13 protein-coding genes are annotated in these 16250 nt (G+C 55.3%); 6 read left to right on the top strand and 7 right to left on the bottom strand.

The window, feature by feature from the left end; translation table 11 throughout:
- The first annotated feature begins 57 nt into the window (after positions 1-57).
- Entirely contained in the window at positions 58-762 is a 705-nt protein-coding gene (locus RSK20926_RS19600; protein WP_008209407.1) for a response regulator, read from the top strand.
- On the opposite strand, the gene RSK20926_RS19605 is transcribed toward RSK20926_RS19600, so the two are convergent.
- Positions 735-3452: an ATP-binding protein gene (locus tag RSK20926_RS19605; protein WP_198136600.1), complete on the bottom strand. Its 2718-nt coding sequence runs from the start codon at positions 3450-3452 to the stop codon at positions 735-737. The genes RSK20926_RS19600 and RSK20926_RS19605 overlap by 28 nt on opposite strands.
- 73 nt (positions 3453-3525) lie before the next feature.
- On the opposite strand from RSK20926_RS19605, the gene torT reads away from it, so the two are divergent.
- From torT to RSK20926_RS19620, 3 genes are all read left to right on the top strand, one after another.
- Complete coding sequence (gene torT, locus RSK20926_RS19610) at positions 3526-4554, top strand: TMAO reductase system periplasmic protein TorT (RefSeq protein WP_157133188.1); 1029 nt, start codon at positions 3526-3528, stop codon at positions 4552-4554.
- A gap of 308 nt (positions 4555-4862) precedes the next feature.
- On the top strand, positions 4863-6080 hold the full coding sequence (nirK, locus tag RSK20926_RS19615) for a copper-containing nitrite reductase (protein WP_008209412.1): 1218 nt from the start codon (positions 4863-4865) through the stop codon (positions 6078-6080).
- Between the two features lie 147 nt (positions 6081-6227).
- Positions 6228-6842 carry a formylglycine-generating enzyme family protein gene (locus RSK20926_RS19620; protein ID WP_008209413.1) on the top strand — a complete coding sequence of 205 codons (615 nt, stop codon included), beginning with the start codon at positions 6228-6230 and terminating at the stop codon, positions 6840-6842.
- A gap of 77 nt (positions 6843-6919) precedes the next feature.
- Here the strand turns inward: RSK20926_RS19620 and RSK20926_RS19625 are convergent, their stop codons facing one another.
- The 6 genes from RSK20926_RS19625 to RSK20926_RS19650 all read right to left on the bottom strand — a co-directional run bounded on the left by RSK20926_RS19625 (position 6920) and on the right by RSK20926_RS19650 (position 14019).
- Positions 6920-7231, bottom strand: coding sequence for a hypothetical protein (locus RSK20926_RS19625; protein ID WP_008209414.1), 312 nt, complete (start codon positions 7229-7231; stop codon positions 6920-6922).
- 410 nt (positions 7232-7641) lie between these two features.
- A complete protein-coding gene (locus tag RSK20926_RS19630) occupies positions 7642-9045 on the bottom strand; it encodes a TRAP transporter large permease (protein ID WP_008209415.1) in 1404 nt (467 codons plus the stop codon).
- A gap of 5 nt (positions 9046-9050) precedes the next feature.
- Positions 9051-9704 (bottom strand): TRAP transporter small permease subunit, encoded by a 654-nt coding sequence (locus tag RSK20926_RS19635; RefSeq protein WP_008209418.1) that lies wholly within the window; start codon positions 9702-9704, stop codon positions 9051-9053.
- Between the two features lie 85 nt (positions 9705-9789).
- The gene (locus tag RSK20926_RS19640) at positions 9790-10806 is read right to left on the bottom strand and encodes a C4-dicarboxylate TRAP transporter substrate-binding protein (RefSeq protein ID WP_037255956.1); all 1017 of its coding nucleotides are present in this window, start codon (positions 10804-10806) and stop codon (positions 9790-9792) included.
- Between the two features lie 145 nt (positions 10807-10951).
- Complete coding sequence (locus RSK20926_RS19645) at positions 10952-12292, bottom strand: sigma-54-dependent transcriptional regulator (RefSeq protein WP_008209420.1); 1341 nt, start codon at positions 12290-12292, stop codon at positions 10952-10954.
- Positions 12289-14019 (bottom strand): sensor histidine kinase, encoded by a 1731-nt coding sequence (locus RSK20926_RS19650; RefSeq protein ID WP_037255958.1) that lies wholly within the window; start codon positions 14017-14019, stop codon positions 12289-12291. The genes RSK20926_RS19645 and RSK20926_RS19650 overlap by 4 nt, the downstream gene beginning before the upstream one ends.
- Before the next feature lie 421 nt (positions 14020-14440).
- On the opposite strand from RSK20926_RS19650, the gene RSK20926_RS19655 reads away from it, so the two are divergent.
- The gene (locus RSK20926_RS19655) at positions 14441-15691 is read left to right on the top strand and encodes a flavin-containing monooxygenase (protein WP_008209422.1); all 1251 of its coding nucleotides are present in this window, start codon (positions 14441-14443) and stop codon (positions 15689-15691) included.
- Between the two features lie 84 nt (positions 15692-15775).
- Positions 15776-16192, top strand: coding sequence for a RidA family protein (locus RSK20926_RS19660; protein WP_008209423.1), 417 nt, complete (start codon positions 15776-15778; stop codon positions 16190-16192).
- The last annotated feature ends 58 nt before the right edge of the window (positions 16193-16250 follow it).

Consider the following 16250-nt stretch of genomic DNA (forward strand, 5'->3'; position numbering starts at 1 on the left):
TGAACAGGAGCAGAGCGGCCTATTTCAAGCTTCAAAGGTGGCGGGAGCGAAAAGAGCATGAGCCAGCACATCATTATCGTCGAAGACGACAGCGTGACCCGGCGGCGCCTTGCGGGATCGCTGAAGAAGCAGCTCTACCGCGTGAGCGAGGCTGAGGACGCGGCTGCCATGGAAGAGATCCTGGCGCGCGATCCTGCTGACCTTCTGCTGGTGGATATCAACCTCGAAGGCAAGGATGGGCTGACCATCACCCGCGAGCAGCGCGCGAAAAACAATGCCGGGATCATCCTGCTGACCAGCCGGGACGATCAGATCGATCGTATTGTCGGGTTAGAAATGGGGGCAGATGACTATGTCACCAAACCTTTTGACAAGCGGGAGCTCTTTGCCAGGGTCAAGAACCTGCTGGCAAGAATTGCCGAGATCCGCAATGCCACTCCAGATCCTGAGCCCGCGGCCCAAATAGGACGCTGGCGGCTAGATAGACAACGCAGGAGACTTGAAGATGCGAATGGCGCCATCGAATCCCTGACACGTGCAGAGTTTGAATTGCTGTATGCTTTTGCCAAGCATCCAGGAGTAATCCTGTCGCGAGATCGGTTGCTGGAACTGATCCAGCATCGCCAGTGGGCGCCGGACAATCGGACAATTGATGTTCTGGTAGGGCGATTGCGCAAGAAAATCGAAGAAGACCCCTCACAACCGGATTGGATCATCACCGTCCATGGCGAAGGTTACCTCTTCGCGGAGGATCCCAGCTGAAGCCCTAGTTCTGCTGCCAACGTTTTGAGGCCCAATTGCACCTCTGCGGCTTTCTTCTTCAGTTCGAGAAGTTGAAGTTGGGCACTTACTCCCTCCCGCGAAGCGGTTTCGATCCAAGCGAGATGATCACAGAGCTCTGTCAGGTGGAAATTGGCAGAAGCTCCCTTGAGGCGATGAGACAGCCTTGCTGTGGTTTTCAAGTCATTCTTGCCAGCTGCAGTGCTGAGATCGAGTAAACCTGCTTCCAACTGCTGCAGATACTCCTCCAAGATGCTGCTGGTCAGCTCTGCACCCAGCTCGTCGATATCATCTTCAAGGCTGGCGCGCGTTCGACCAAACATCTCCGGCTGGGTTGCAGGCCTATCAGCGGCTAGAGCCGCTTGCCTGACGGGTTCGTTGTTTTCAAGCACTCTACGTAACAAACGTGGTGAAATCGGTTTGGTGAGAATTCGTTCAACAAAAAGCCGCTCACGTTCCTGCTGGCTATCCTGCAAGTGATGCGCAGTCAGGGCAACCAGTCGTGGAATTGGAACGGAGAAACATTGCAGCTGTCGCGCCACCTCATCGCCTTGAATGCCAGGCAGATCGAGATCCAAAAGCACCACGTCAAAACGCTCAGATTTGCACAGCTCCAGAGCCGTTTCACCATCTTCTGCCTCAGTCACCTGGCAGCCAAGCCGCTCCAGATAGCCGCGCGCAACCATGCGGTTCACCGGATTATCTTCGACCAGCAAAACTTCGTGACCCAGATCCGCATGAACGGGTGCTTCCTGAAGCTGAACTGATTTGGAAAGATCCCCGGGCTGAAGCGGAACTGTGAGTGTGAAACAGGATCCTTGGTCGGGTTTGCTTTCCAGGCTGAGAAGCCCGCCCAGGATCTCTGTCAGACGCCGAGAAATGGACAGACCCAATCCCATCCCTTGAATCCCTGCAGTCTGACTGCGGCTGGTGCGCCCATAGGCGTCAAAGATATAGTCCATGTCCTTTGCGGCTATGCCGATGCCAGTATCCCGTACCGCAAAAGACAAGACGTGACCGCCTTTTTCCAAATCAAGGGCATGATCGATCTCCAGATCAATACGACCTGTTTCCGTATACTTCGCAGCATTGGACAGCAGGTTAACCAGGATCTGGCGGATCTTGGCCGCATCGCCAAGCAGGGCAGGGGGGAGTTCTGCTGGCACAGTCACCCCATGCGACAGGCCTTTGGCCTCTGCATTGACGGAAAGATAGCTACCCAGATAGCCAATCATGGCACGTAGATCAAAATGCACCGGCTCGTTTTTTAACTGCTTTTGTTCTGTGCCAGCGTAGTCCAGCAAATCATTGGTCAGTCCCAGAAGTTGCTCGGCTGAGCTTCTTGCCGTGAGGAGACGGGCTGGAGGCTGGGCACCGCTTTCGCTCTCCAACAAACGCAGCATACCGATGATACCATTGAGTGGCGTGCGGATTTCATGGCTCATCATTGCCAGGAATTCCGATTTCGCCCGATTGGCCTCCTCTGCTTCAGCACGCGCGCTGTCATGCGCTTTCATTTCGCTGACGATCTCACCTGTTCGCTGGCGAACAGCCTCCTCCAGCTGTCCACGCAGCTCCTTGGCCCGCGCTGCATGAACACGAAGCACATCCAGCGCCCTCTCCATCTCACCAATTTCGTCTTCCCCGCTGACCGTTATCGCCTTGTCGAACTGTTCTTGGGCAAGGGTTTCAATATAATCAGCAACCCGTCGCAACCGGCCAACAACCCTGCGGCGGGCCATCCCCCAGGCAAATCCTGCCGAAATGAGTGTTCCTAAAAGAACCAGCACCAAGCCCACGATGATCCGACGGGACAATTGCTCCGTTCGGTTCTGGGACAAAAGCGCGGCTTCGCTCAGCTGTGACAAGAGCTGTGCGGAGAGTTCGGACAGCTGAGCGGCCTGCCGTTGGATGGTTACAAGAAGTGAATCCAGTTCCTGCGCCGTTTGAGTGAGTCCCGATTGCAGTTGGAAGCTGCCATTTGCAGCGGTTTCCCCCAGCAGTTGGGAAATGATCTCTTCAGTTCGCAACCGCGCGTTTTTCGAATTGAGATAGTGCACCCTTGCAAGAGCCAGCTCCAAGTCCTGCCCAAAGAGGTTGCGAAGCTTTGCCAACCGCGCGCCTGTGGTCTGGGCCTCGATCTGCTGCAACCGCAACCCCACGCGATCCAAGGCGCTCCCCAGTTCGACCTGCCGATCATGAGCAAAGAAATCGCGATCCGCCAATGCATCCAATGTGACACGGGACCTTTCACCGGATTGCTGATAGAGATCTGAAATCGTCGCCGTCACGCGCACTCTGGCAAGGTCCAGTTCAGCTGCCAGGATCTCTTGCAATTCAGAGACTTCGACCGCACGCTCAGACACGCGTCGCTGCAATTCCGTTCCCAAAGACAGGCGTTTTTGCGTGGTTGCGGCTAGCCGTGTTACGGTCTGCCCTAGGTCCTCAACAATCCTTGATCCGTTTCCCGCTTCCGCTTTGGAGGTCAATTCACCAAGTGCCAAAAAGTCATCGCTCAACGCCTCTAGTTGCCCCTTTAGAGAAAGAACCAAACTCTCCAGGTCTTCGGAATTCCCAACCTCATCAAAAGATGGCGCAAGGACAGATAGAAAAGCGCTTTTGTCTGAAATGTTCCGGGCGATGGAGGCCGCAGGTAGATTGCTCTGTATCAAGGTGCGCTGACGCCCGGAAAGATACCAGCTTGCTAAAAGCGCAATGAGACACACCAGGACGGAAAGGCCCAAGATGAAGGAAAAGACTCGCAAGAGCTGCTGGTCGAAACGGCTACGCTGCATAGCGCGAGCCTATGCCCTGGTCGTCCTGGCTGCAATCACTTGCGGTGTCAGCACGTTGCAATCTACTCTGCCAGTTACCGCTTCATCAGCCGCGCCGCGTATCTGCGTTGTCGTACCGCATTTCAAAGACGAATATTGGTTAAGTGTGGGTCACGGCCTGATGGAACAGGCTAAACTAAGCCAGGCCGAAGTGATCCTTTTTGCGTCAGGTGGATATTATGGACCCGAAAAGCAAATTGAACTGCTCATGCGGTGCAGAGCGCGACAGGCCACAGCCATTTTGCTCGGTGCGGTTTCGGCAAATGATCCCGCGTTGTTAGATGCGGTACAGGCAACTGCCACACAGGTGCCTGTGGTGGCTTTGGTCAATGAGCTGAACTCTCCCTTTCTCAGCGGTGCGGTCGGTGTCGATTGGCGGCAAATGGGCAATGTCATCGGCCATTTTCTGCGTCAGAAATTTCCCGCCGAAGGGCCACCCGTAAAAGCCGCTCTAATTACTGGGCCCGCAAAATCCGGATGGTCACCTTTGCTAGAAATTGGCCTGCAACAAGGCCTGGATGATTCCGCCGCCAAAATCACCTTTGTTGGCCGTTCTGATACCGGCTTACGCCAACAACTTGCAGCGGTGGAAGCTGCTCTGAAAGTTGACAAGGGCATTCAGATACTCATCGGCTCAGCGCCAGCTATCGAAGGGGCAATGGGCCTCGCGGCAAATTCTGACGGTGTCTTTCCAGAGTTGGTTTCCACATACATAAGCCATTCGGTTCGCCGGGGCGTACAAAGTGGAACTGTCACTGCCGTCGCTTTTGATGATCCCGTCGAACAGGGAAAGCTAGGTATCAAACTCGCACTTGCTTCGCGTTTAGGGGAGTTTTCGCCCATTCTCGTTGGGCCTGAAATTCAGCTAATTGAACGAGAAACCGACCGGGCAAACCTGATTCCACTCGCACCGGCACATCTCTCCCTGAGGATAGAGTGACGCATCCGTTCAAACCATGTTTTCTGCTGGACAGTTACATTTTACGCAAAATTGCTGCGTTCCCCCCACCTCCCCGGCCTAAGTTTGCGCATGCGCAAAGTTCTTTCCGCCCTAGTCCACTAGACTAGTTTCAGACGGTTGAAAGGCAATCACGAACCCAGGTTCGGTAGCTGCTTTGAGGGAAGTGGCAAGACCGAACAGCCTAAAGGCAACGGGGTTCGTCTCTGCCTCTTAGATCGCCGGCAAGGATGTCAGGGATCTCCCTGATCCGGTTTCGAATTTGTCATGTCACATGAAAGGGACGGAACATGACCAAGCTTATCAACCCAGGACTTATGAAAACCAGCCGTCGCAACGTTTTGCGCGGATCGGTGCTTGCAGGCGCAGCAGCGGTTGCAGGGGCAGGCGCGATGGCAACGCCATCACGCAAACTGATGGTTAAGTCCAATGCGGCCTCTGCCAATCTCTACAAAGCCGCAGCCGAGCAAAAGGCAGCTACGAATGCCATTCCTGCAGATCTGAGCGGCTATACACGTGTAAAGCAGGAACTCGTTGCTCCCCCCTTTGCACCAGAGCACGAGCAGGTCGCAACCGGTGGGCCCAAGATCATCGAAATCACCATGGAAACTCAGGAACGCCTGATGGTGGTGGATGAGGATACTGGTGCCGAAGTCTGGGCACTGACCTACAACGGATCCGTTCCCGGGCCGCTGATCATTTGCCATGAAGGCGACATGGTTGAGCTGACCCTGCGCAACCCTGAAGACAGCCAGATGGAGCACAACATTGACTTTCACTCTTCCACCGGTGCCCTGGGTGGTGGTGGACTGACCCATGTCTTCCCCGCAGAGGAAACCGTGCTGCGCTGGAAAGCAACCAAGGCTGGCTGCTTCACCTATCACTGCGCGCCAGGCGGAGCGATGATCCCCTATCACGTCACCCATGGCATGAACGGTGCCATCATGGTGCTGCCGCGGGAGGGCCTGAAAGACAAAGACGGCAATCTGCTAACCTATGATAAAATCGCCTATATCGGTGAGCAGGACTACTATCTGCCGATGGATGAGAACGGTGATTACAAGAAGTATGAGACCGCAGGCGAAGACTATGCCGACAGTCTGGAAGTGATGCGTGGGCTGATCCCAACCCATTCGGTTTTCAATGGCGCTGTTGGAGCTCTGACCGGTGAAAATGCTCTGAAATTCGCTGTAGGTGAAACCGTATTGATGATTCACAACCAGGCCAACCGGGACTCCCGCCCGCACCTCATTGGCGGCCATGGCGACTATGTCTGGGAAAGCTCCTTCACAGATGATCCAATGACTAGCATGGAAACCTGGTTTGTTCGTGGTGGCTGTGCCGTGGCAGCCATGTACACCTTCCACCAGCCTGGGGTTTATGCCTACGTCAACCACAATCTGATCGAAGGTGTCATGTTGGGTGCAACTGCGCACTTCATCGTTGATGGGCAATGGGACAACAATCTGATGGAACAGGTCGTCGCCCCACGTGAATTCGCTACCTGATTAAGGAGAGTAGAAATGGCTGCCGTCGAGATGCCGTTCCAAAAGCCAGGGCTCCCTTCTTTCCTGGTTCTGGGGGCAGCTTGTGCGGCAGTTCTTCTAGGAGTCGCGCTATCGCAGCGCAGCCCTGAACCCCAATTCTCTCCTATAATGGCTGAGAACCCCATCATCCTCCCCGGAGGACAAACCCTCTACCTGCAGAAGTATGAAGTCACCGTGGCTGAATGGAATGCCTGCCACGCCGATGGGGGGTGTGACCTGCAACTCAGAGCCGCGCAGGGACGGCAGGAACATGACCTGCCTGCAACGGGCCTCAGCTACGTGGATGTGCAGCAATACTTAGCTTGGATCAATAATCGCACCAATGGAAGTTTTCGCCTGCCAACAATCACGGAATGGAACTACGCCGCCCGTGACGTCATGCCAGAGAAGCCAGATCCATTGTTTACCGACCCTTCTCTGACCTGGGCCTCCGCCTATCTAGTCGAAAACACAACTCCACGGGCCCTCAAAACCAAAGGACAATTTTCAACTAGCGCAGAAGGGGTTGTAGACTTGGACGGCAGCGTCTGGGAGTGGACCCAAGACTGCTATACCGGTCAAGGGGAAGCTCTAGACGAAGAGAAATGCCCTGCCTACTATGTCGCTGGGGAACATGAAGCTGTGATCCCATTTCTGGTTCGCGATCCAGCGCGCGGTGGATGCGCTGTTGGTTCACCACCAGCCCACCTTGGCTTGCGCTTGGTGAGTGATAAACCGGTTTAGGCCACCCAGACGTGAATCAATCAACCCGCTAAAATCTCAGAGCTCCTAAAAATGGAGCGGTATCAATCTCAGCGCTGCTATGGTTTGTTGCTGTCGATCCAGCGCGACATTAAGTGCTTATCCCGAAAACACTCGTCCGGGACCTGGCGGCGTTTAATGCGCGCAATCTTCTCAGCAAAAGCTACCTGTTTTGAACTTGGTCGATGATCGACCTGCGCAACCGGATCTTTCAGATGTCGATCAATCCAACGGCTTAGGCTGCGGCGATCTTTCTGGGCCTCCCAGGACAGAACGGCATTGCGTTCCTGTGCGATCTTCCGCGCGAAAGCCAACTGCCGTGGCGTGACCGGCATCGGCTGGTAACTGGGATAAGGATGGTCTGCTTGCATGAGTAGTCCCCCTTCACTTTCCACAGAAGTAATTTAGAACTAAGGGTGAACAAAGTCAATAATGTTGTGGTACCTGGAATCTCACCTACTATATGTGCCACTGACAGGAGCAAAGGGCAGGTCAAAGCGGTACACTTTTGGCGCGCACCCATCTCTGGATCTACTACCTATGGGAAGCACCCCTTCGGCTGAGGCTGGTGACTATACATCTCGCGACTAGAACAGGTGCAGAGATCGCCTAAACAGCACTGCTCCGCCCATGCACTGCTTTGAACGCTTTGCTCTTGGTGAAACAACTATGCCAGCGCCAAGTGACGGAACAGAAAGGGGCAGCAACTCAGAGAATCGCACGCTCCGAGTTACTGCCCCAACCTTTGGCTCGTTTTGTCGTCTAGGTCAGTATGATCATATTACGAAGCCAACCTAGGCAGATATAAAACGATCGCTGGGAAGGCGACGAGCAGAGCGATTGTCACCGCATCTGCAATGAAGAAGGGCATGACGCCCTTGAAGACATCCTGCACACTCAGGTCATCGCGCACCCCGGCAACTACAAAACAGTTGAGGCCGATGGGCGGGGTGATCAGGCAAAACTCAGCCATTTTTACCACCAAGATACCAAACCAGATGGCGCACATGGTTCCTGACATACCAAAAGCACTGTCTACTGCCGCAACACTTTCGCCGCCATTCAGCGCCATCACTGCTGGATACACAACGGGCAGGGTCAGCAAGAGCATACCGATGGCATCCATGAACATCCCCAAAACCGCATAGGCCAGCAGAATGCAGATCAGGATCACCATAGGGGACATCTCAAGGCCGGTAATCCAGTCCGAAAAAGCCCCCGGAAGGTCCGCAAAGCCCAGGAAACGCACATAGATCAGCACGCCCCAGATGATGGTAAAGATCATCACAGTAAGCTTAGCTGTTTCCAGCAGGGCGGATTTGAATTCCGCCCATTGCATGCCGCGCCAGAGCGCCATGCAGAAGACTACAAAGGCCCCTAGAGCACCACCCTCTGTTGGGGTGCCCCAGGCGTCACCTCCAAATGGATTGTAGACAAAGCAAATGATGATCAGGACCACAAAAATGATCGGCAAGGCACCAGGAAGGGCTTCAAAGCGCTGACGCCAGGTAAAGCCACGCACTGGGGGGCCAACATTCTTAAAGATAAGGGCAATTCCAACGATCAGCGCCACATAGACCACTGCACTAAAGGCACCGGGAATAAAGCCGGCAAGCAGGAGTTTTCCTACGTCCTGCTCCACGATGATCGCATAAATCACCAGAATGGCTGAGGGTGGGATCAAAGACGCCAGGGTGCCGGCCGCCGCCACCACGCCCGCTGCAAAGCGTTTATTATAGCCGATCTCCAGCATTTCTGGGATCGCGATGCGAGCAAAGACCGCTGAGGTCGCCACGGAGGCACCAGATACCGCCGCAAAGCCAGCGGTGGCAAAGACTGTAGAGACGGCAAGCCCACCCGGCACCCAGGCGATCCAACGCTTGGCCGCCTCAAACAGCGCCCGTGTTAGGCCAGCGTAATAGGCAAGATAGCCAATCAGGATGAAGGTAGGGATAAGGCTCAGCGCCTGGGAGGAGACCTTGGAGTGGGGCACCTGACCTGCGATCTTGACCGAAACGGTGACGGCCTTGACGAATTTCTCTGGGTTGTAGCCAAACTTGGCCCAGAAAATCCAGGTCAGCCCCACAAGGCCCGCCAGACCGGCGGCAAAGGCCACTCGCATGCCCAGAACCACCAGGACCAGCATCATGCCTGTGACCCATAGGCCGATATCAATTGGTTCCATGCCTGTTACCTCCGCCCGCCAATGGCGTCATCATCGTGACCGCTTAGCTGTTCCGCCTCGGCAGCGGCCTGTTCCGCCGCGTCCTGGATGAGTGGCACCGCCACAGGAGCTTCCAACCCCAGCATCAACGCGCGCCCATAGCCCCAGACCTGCAAGAACAGGCGCAGTACCAGAACCGAAAAGGCCACCGGCGCCAGCAGCTTGGCCGGCCAGATCGGCAGGCCGATATCAATCGAACTGTCCCGGCTCCACAGCGGTGCGGAAAAATCAAAGGAGCGCTCGAAATGCGCCCAACTGCCCCAGACCAGCGCCAGCATCAGCACCAACATCATGAGCACCGAAATCAGCTCAAATAGCCACAGCCCGCGTCCGCGCAGAGCACCAATGACGATATCCATGCGAATATGTCCCCCGTCGCGCTGCACATAGGCAATGCCCATAAAGGCGATCAGCGGCATCGCTTGTTCGATCCAGTCGACATAGCCAGGCAGGGGCGCGTTCATCGTATTGCGCCCTCCAACCGAGATGACTGCCAAGAGCATCAATGAAAAGACTGCCAGCCCGCTCAGCAGGGCAAAGACCTGCTCCAGCTGCAGCAATTTGCGGTCGAGGCGGCTGATTAGACTGCCATCTTCCAGCACTGCGGCGCTTCCCGCCATGGGTCCCACCTTTCGCTAGTTGTAAGTTTAAATGTGAAACGGGGCCGAGGGAGTTCCCTCGACCCCGCTCCAAAGCCTGCGCGACTTAGTTGCCTGCGCGGGTGTTTTCCAGCGTCGTCATGACCAGGTCATAGAGTTCCTGGCCCGGAATGCCCTGGGCTTCCATGTCCTTGATCCACTGGGCGCGGATCGGATCTGCGGCGGTGGCACGGAAGGCATCCAGCTCGCTGTCGGCAAGGACAACTTTCTCAACGCCTTTTTCGGCCAGAACCGAATCCCATTTTTCCAACAACGCACCGTAGTTAGCCAGGTAATGTGCGATGGCTTCGTCGACTGAACTGTCCAATGCTGCGCGTTCTGAATCGCTCAGCGCTTCATATGCGTCAGTATTGACCACCACCGGGCAGTTTACGGTCCCGGGGTTGAGGTTGGCAGTCCACCAGTCAGCACGATTGATCGTGCCAAAGGCCAGATGCGCGTGCTGGGCAAAGGCCACAGTGTCAACGACGCCGCTCTCCATGGCGTTATAGGCCTCGGTTGCTGTTACCGAAGTCGGCACCGCGCCCACCGCAGAGAAGGCCTTGCCGATGCCGCCGGTTGCACGCACCCGCATATCCTTGAACTCTGCCAGTTCATCACGTGGGTCACCCGTACCTACGATATTGTATTGCGGCATCGGCGAGGTCATCAGGAGTTTGGCGCTCCAACGCGCCAGATCCGCCTGTACCGCTGGGTGGTCATAAACCGCGTGAGAGACGGCAACTTCTTCTTCCAGGGTATTCACCCCAAGGAAGGGCAACTCCAGCACGGTGATGGTGGGGTTTTTGTCGCGATGATAACCCGCGCAGAACTGCGCCATCTCAAAGGCCCCGATGGAGATCCCGTCGAGGTTCTCCTTGTTTTTTGACAGCCCGCCGTAGCTGATATTGAGCGTGAATTCCCCATTGGTCTTGGCTGATACCAGTTCCGCCAGTTTCTCAACATGCTCTGTAAAGGCACGGCGCTTACCCCAAACCGAGACATTCCATTCGGTTGCAAAGGCTTCAGATGCAAAAGCGATAGAGAGCGCCGCCACTGCGGTGCCTTTCAGATATTTACGCATGATTGTTCCTCCCAGAGACATGCCGTTTCTTTGCATGGTAGTATCATGCAGGCTTTTTGCTTTGCCTAGGAAAGAAAATGCAGAGATGACGGAGGGTCACTCTGCGGAAATCCGCAGAGCGGCATTCTCCTGCAAAGGCTAGCCCTTACAGAAGGGTATCTTTATTCAGTCCCAGCTTTACGATCTTCTCATTCAGCGTGCGGCGTCCGATACCTAGCTCTTCTGCTGCGGCTTCCATCCTACCCTCATGGATGCGAATAGCCTTGCTGATCAACTCACGCTCAAAGGCGGCGACGGCCTCACGCAAAGTGCTTGGAACTTTGTGCTCCTCCGAACGCCCGGCCAACGTCGTTGCCAGAGTACTGCCCCCGCGCCGAGAGGATAGGACATAGCGCTCACAAAGATTGCGCAGCTCCCGCACATTTCCGGGCCACTCGTGAGCCAACAATGCCGCAAGATCCTCAGGTTCGGGTTCTGGCGCGGTGAACTCATAGATCCGCGCATAATGCTCGAGAAAATGTGCCGTCAACAGCATCAGATCTTCGCGCCGCTGCCGCAAAGGCGGCAAGGTCAAGGTTATCGTATTGATCCTGAACAGAAGATCTTGACGCAACTGTCCCGATTTGACTGCCTCCGCAGTATCCTCATTCGTGGCGGAAACCACCCGAAAATCGACGGGTACAGGATCCAGCGCCCCAACCGGCAGGATCTCTTTTTCCTCAAGAACACGTAGAAGCTTTGCCTGAACCTCCAAGGGGCAGGAGCAGATTTCATCAAGAAACAAAGTACCGCCAGAGGCGGCCTGCAATCGCCCAACAGATCCACCGTGCACACCGAACATCTCTTCTTCGAAACTGAGAGACGAGAGGGCCGCACAGTTCAGGGCCAAAAAGGGCCCATCCGGACGGCTGCCGAGGTCGTGCAAAGCCCGTGCTGCTAGCTCCTTGCCTGTTCCCGTCTCACCCAAGACTAGAACCGGAGCAGAGGCATCAGCAAGATCCAAAATATCTCGCCGGAGTGTCTCAACCGCTGGGCTGTGACCCAAGAGAACCCTATCAAGACCCGAGAGCTGAAAAAGCCGGACTTTGAGACGGTTATTGCGTTGGCGCATCCGGTTTTGCTCAGCGGCATGAGCGAGAATGCTTAGCAGGCGGCGCGGCTCATAGGGTTTTTCGACAAAGCTATAAGCCCCGTCCTGCATCGCCTGAACCGCCATGGGGATATCACCATGCGCTGATATCAGGACCAAGGGCGGGTCTTTGGCCAAATTCAGATGGCTCAGCAGCTCCAATCCGGACATTCCGGGCATCTGGACGTCAGACAGCAAAACATCAAAAGGGCGTTCTTGTAGCAATTTGAGAGCATCAGCCCCGCGAGCAACAGTTTCGCACTGCCACCCAGCAACTTCGAGAAGCTCAGCAAGGGAGTGCCGCATCGCCTTGTCGTCATCGGCGACCAGGATACTAAAATCTTGCTGCGCGCTCATACTGATCCTTCTTCCTCTGATATGGGGACCGCAAAGGTCACACGGAACCGAGCCCCACCTTCGGGCAGATTTGTTGCTTCCATTTGCCCACCGTGATCATTGACGATCCCCGCAGAAATCGCCAATCCCAAGCCCATTCCCCGCCCGCTCGCTCGTGTCGTGAAGAAGGGTTCTTGCAAATCGGCAAGAGCCGCATCCCCCAGACCATGGCCATTGTCCCTGACTTCAAACCAAGCAACACCAGCGTCCATCCCACTGCTGACCTGTATTTGAGGGGTCTCTTCCTCCTCAGAGGCATCAATGGCATTGCGCAGAAGATTGGTCATCACTTGCTCGACCCGTAGTCGGCTGCCGGCTATCAGAATGGGCTGATCCGCTAGCTCCAACGTCAGCTTGGTGCGGGTTTCTTGCAGATTGCCTTCAACTAGTGTCAACGAGGTTTGCAGGGCGGCGTTCAGATCTACGGCTCCAGTTTCTTCGTGATCAGAACGGGCAAAAAACTTCAACTGGCGCGTGATCCCTTCCATCCGATCAACCAAAGAACTGATCTTGGCACTCAAAACTGATGGTTCCGGCTGGGATATCTCGGCAGCGGCCAGATGGTTCCGCATAGCGGCAATGGGTTGCCCCAACTCATGGGTAACCGAAGCGGCCAACCGCCCCAAGGCGGCCAGGCGGCTGGTTCGCTCTAACTCATCCCTCGTGCGCTCTAGCCGTCTCTCAGCGGTGCGGCGCACTTCGATCTCTTTTGCCAATCGGTCATTGGACCGGCGCAGCTGGATTTCTTCCCGTTCCGCCCTTGCCAGGGCACGCGCGGTTCTTTGTGCGCGTTGGAACTGAATGCTGATCACGGCTAAACCGGCGATAAAAACAACCAAAGCGGTTACCAACCAACTCCGCGCCAGGGCACGTCCGTCGCTGGCAAAATAGTGCAGCTGCCAGCCATGCGGCAGATCCCGAATACTCAAATGTAAACGCTCAGCGGTGCCAATTTTGGCCCAGCCCTCTTCCATCGGTGCCCAGTCCAATGGTTGCAGTGGTTGGCCAGGAAACTGACGCGCCTTTTGTATCTTGTCTTTCTGCCCCTGAGAGAGCGGTGCCAGAACCTGATAGAGCCATTCCGGGTTGGACGCCATGAGGACCACCCCATCCTGGTTAGCCAAAAGGACCTGCTCTCCGGATCTGCGCCAACTGCCCTCTAGCTGAGTGAAGCCGATCTTTATTGCGATGACCCCCCCTATCTTTCCAGTCGAGTTCAGAACCGGGTCTGCAATGAAATATCCAGGCAAGCCTGTAGTACTCCCAATGGCATAGAAGCGGCCTTTCTGCCCCTGAAGCGCCTGCTGGAAGTAAGGGCGGAACGCATAGTTCTGCCCAATGAAACTGGTTTCGGTTTGATGGTTCGACGCAGCAATTGTCAATCCAGTTGGGGACATCAGATAGATGGCTTCAAGCCCGGCTCGCAGGGCAAAATCCTCAAGCCTTGTGTTGAGGTCCTGCGACCTCAAACCTTCAACGGCCTGAATAACGTGCGGATCCCGCGCCAGGACATAAGTGAGATGCGAGAAGCGATCCAACTCGCTGTAAACAGAGCTCTGATAGAGCGATAGTCGCCCATCTGCTTCGGCCAACTCCTGTGATTGGAAGTAGTTGTAAGAGGCCTGAAACGCGGCAGCAGCCACTGCCCCAACTGCGAGGACAGAGAATATGTATGAGAGTAACCGCATAAAGATCGATTGAAGCCTTAGAAGCCAAAAGGCAAGCATTTTGCATTTCGAACTCCTTTCCCAGCGTTTATGGCAAGCTGGTCTGATTGTGGGATAAGAACGGCTGCTTTTACCACGTCGAACCCAGCTTCATGGGTTAGGGAAAGGCGAAGCAGCGATAAGTTAGATGATTGTTTCGCCCCTTAGAGACCTATGAAAATATCATTTTCGAAACGCGCATAGATGCTCCCCCGCATTGTTTGATTTGCCCCCGTTTGGTGCTGACGCTCGTCACTGGTCCAGATGGGAATGTGTTCCTTTGAGGAAAGGGAACGTGGCGCTCATCGACAAGCGGCCATTCGCCAAACTTGATGGCGAAGACCAGTAATTTGCGTTTTCAACAAGCGGCATTCGGGTTGACTAGAGAGAAGGAATAGGACGCATGGCGAACAAGAAAACGGACACTCTAGTTGTCGGCGGCGGCCAGGCCGGGATCGCGATGAGTGAGCATCTCAGCGAGAATGGTGTTGAGCATGTGGTCCTGGAAAAAAACAGAGTTGCAGAGGCATGGCGCTCTGGGCGGTGGGATTCACTTGTTGCAAATGGGCCCGCTTGGCATGATCGCTTCCCGAATCTCGAATTCTCAAAATGCGGCGCTGATGAATTCGCAGGGAAAGACTGTGTTGCGGATTATCTTGAAGAATATGCCGCGATGATCAAATCGCCTTTGCGAACCGGCGTTGAGGTGACAAAAGCCAAGCGCAGCGCTGATGGCTCCTCCTTCCTGGTGGATACTAGCGACGGAACTTATGAAGTGCAAAACATCGTCGCTGCAACAGGCGCTTTCCAGTGCCCCGTAGTCCCACCAATTGTCCCGAAAGAAGCCGCGGTCGAGCAGATCCATTCCTTTCACTACCGAAACCCAGAGCAGTTGCCAGAAGGCGCCGTGCTGGTTGTCGGGGCTGGCTCTTCAGGTGCGCAAATCGCGGATGAGCTAAACCGCTCTGGACGAAAGACTTTCCTCTCCGTTGGACCACACGACAGACCTCCGCGCGCTTACCGAGGCCGTGACTTTGTCTGGTGGCTAGGCGTGTTGGGGCTTTGGGATGTCGCGGCGCAAAAGCCGGGCACAGAGCACGTTACAATTTCAGTAAGCGGGGCCTATGGCGGCCAGACCATGGATTTCCGACGTCTTGGGGGCGAAGGGGTCACTCTGATGGGCTTGACCGAAGGTTATGAGGAGGGGGTCCTCACCTTCCGCGATGACCTGCAGGCCAATGTCGCAGGTGGTGATGCAAACTACCATGAAATGCTGGATCTGGCAGATGCTTATGTGAAGCGGACCGGCATTGACCTACCGGAAGAGCCGCAAGCAAGAGAGCAGTTCCCTGACCCGGACTGCTTGACCAATCCGCTACGTGCCTTGGACCTCGCCAAAGAAGGCATCTCGACCATCATCTGGGCCACAGGATTTCGCCAGGATTTCTCCTGGATGGAGTTTAATACCTTTGACGAAAAAGGTGCCCCACGCCATCAACGCGGCGTATCGAAGGAACCTGGTGTCTATTTCCTGGGCCTGCCCTGGCAGTCCCGTCGTGGCTCTACCTTTATCTGGGGGGTTTGGCATGATGCAAAGCATGTGGCCGATCAGATTCAGATCCGCAAAAGCTACTTGAACTATCAGTCTTCATAACACCTACAAGGACCCATATTGATGCCGAAACAGGGGAGAGAGATCTGCTCTGTTTCAGCTTCGATCCTTCACCAGGAGCAACCTATGGCGCATACTCGCATTCGAAAATTCAACACCTCCGAAACCTACCCAGAGCAGAATCTGGATAACGATCTTTGCCAAGCGGTTGTCACCCAGGGGGGCAAAACCGTCTATCTGCGTGGGCAATGTCCACAGAACCTAGATGACGCGGTGAATATCGACAGCCATGATCCGGTAGAACAGACCCATAAGGTCATGCAGAATATTCAGCAGCTTATCGAAGAGGCCGGCGGCTCCATGGAGCATTTGGTCAAGGTGGTGGTCTATATCACAGATGTCCGCCACCGTGAGGCGGTCTATCGGACCATGGGGGAATACATCAAAGGCGTGTACCCGGTCTCTACCGGGCTGGTCGTACAGGCGCTGGCGCGCCCGGAGTGGCTGGTGGAAATCGACGGTACCGCCGTTATTCCTGACTAAGGCGCGTGTAACAACGGGCGAGGGGGCTCTCTGCCCCTCGCGCTCCCCCGAAGGTATT

This window comes from Roseobacter sp. SK209-2-6 (genome assembly GCF_000169455.1).
GTDB lineage: Bacteria > Pseudomonadota > Alphaproteobacteria > Rhodobacterales > Rhodobacteraceae > Pseudophaeobacter.

What these genes read in the sequence shown, in the direction of transcription:
- RSK20926_RS19600 (WP_008209407.1), top strand. Translation starts at nt 58, where the DNA reads ATGAGCCAGCACATCATTATCGTCGAAGACGACAGCGTGACCCGGCGG.
- torT (WP_157133188.1), top strand. Translation starts at nt 3,526, where the DNA reads ATGAAGGAAAAGACTCGCAAGAGCTGCTGGTCGAAACGGCTACGCTGC.
- nirK (WP_008209412.1), top strand. Translation starts at nt 4,863, where the DNA reads ATGACCAAGCTTATCAACCCAGGACTTATGAAAACCAGCCGTCGCAAC.
- RSK20926_RS19620 (WP_008209413.1), top strand. Translation starts at nt 6,228, where the DNA reads ATGGCTGAGAACCCCATCATCCTCCCCGGAGGACAAACCCTCTACCTG.
- RSK20926_RS19625 (WP_008209414.1), bottom strand. Translation starts at nt 7,231, where the DNA reads ATGCAAGCAGACCATCCTTATCCCAGTTACCAGCCGATGCCGGTCACG.
- RSK20926_RS19630 (WP_008209415.1), bottom strand. Translation starts at nt 9,045, where the DNA reads ATGGAACCAATTGATATCGGCCTATGGGTCACAGGCATGATGCTGGTC.
- RSK20926_RS19635 (WP_008209418.1), bottom strand. Translation starts at nt 9,704, where the DNA reads ATGGCGGGAAGCGCCGCAGTGCTGGAAGATGGCAGTCTAATCAGCCGC.
- RSK20926_RS19640 (WP_037255956.1), bottom strand. Translation starts at nt 10,806, where the DNA reads ATGCGTAAATATCTGAAAGGCACCGCAGTGGCGGCGCTCTCTATCGCT.
- RSK20926_RS19645 (WP_008209420.1), bottom strand. Translation starts at nt 12,292, where the DNA reads ATGAGCGCGCAGCAAGATTTTAGTATCCTGGTCGCCGATGACGACAAG.
- RSK20926_RS19650 (WP_037255958.1), bottom strand. Translation starts at nt 14,019, where the DNA reads ATGCGGTTACTCTCATACATATTCTCTGTCCTCGCAGTTGGGGCAGTG.
- RSK20926_RS19655 (WP_008209422.1), top strand. Translation starts at nt 14,441, where the DNA reads ATGGCGAACAAGAAAACGGACACTCTAGTTGTCGGCGGCGGCCAGGCC.
- RSK20926_RS19660 (WP_008209423.1), top strand. Translation starts at nt 15,776, where the DNA reads ATGGCGCATACTCGCATTCGAAAATTCAACACCTCCGAAACCTACCCA.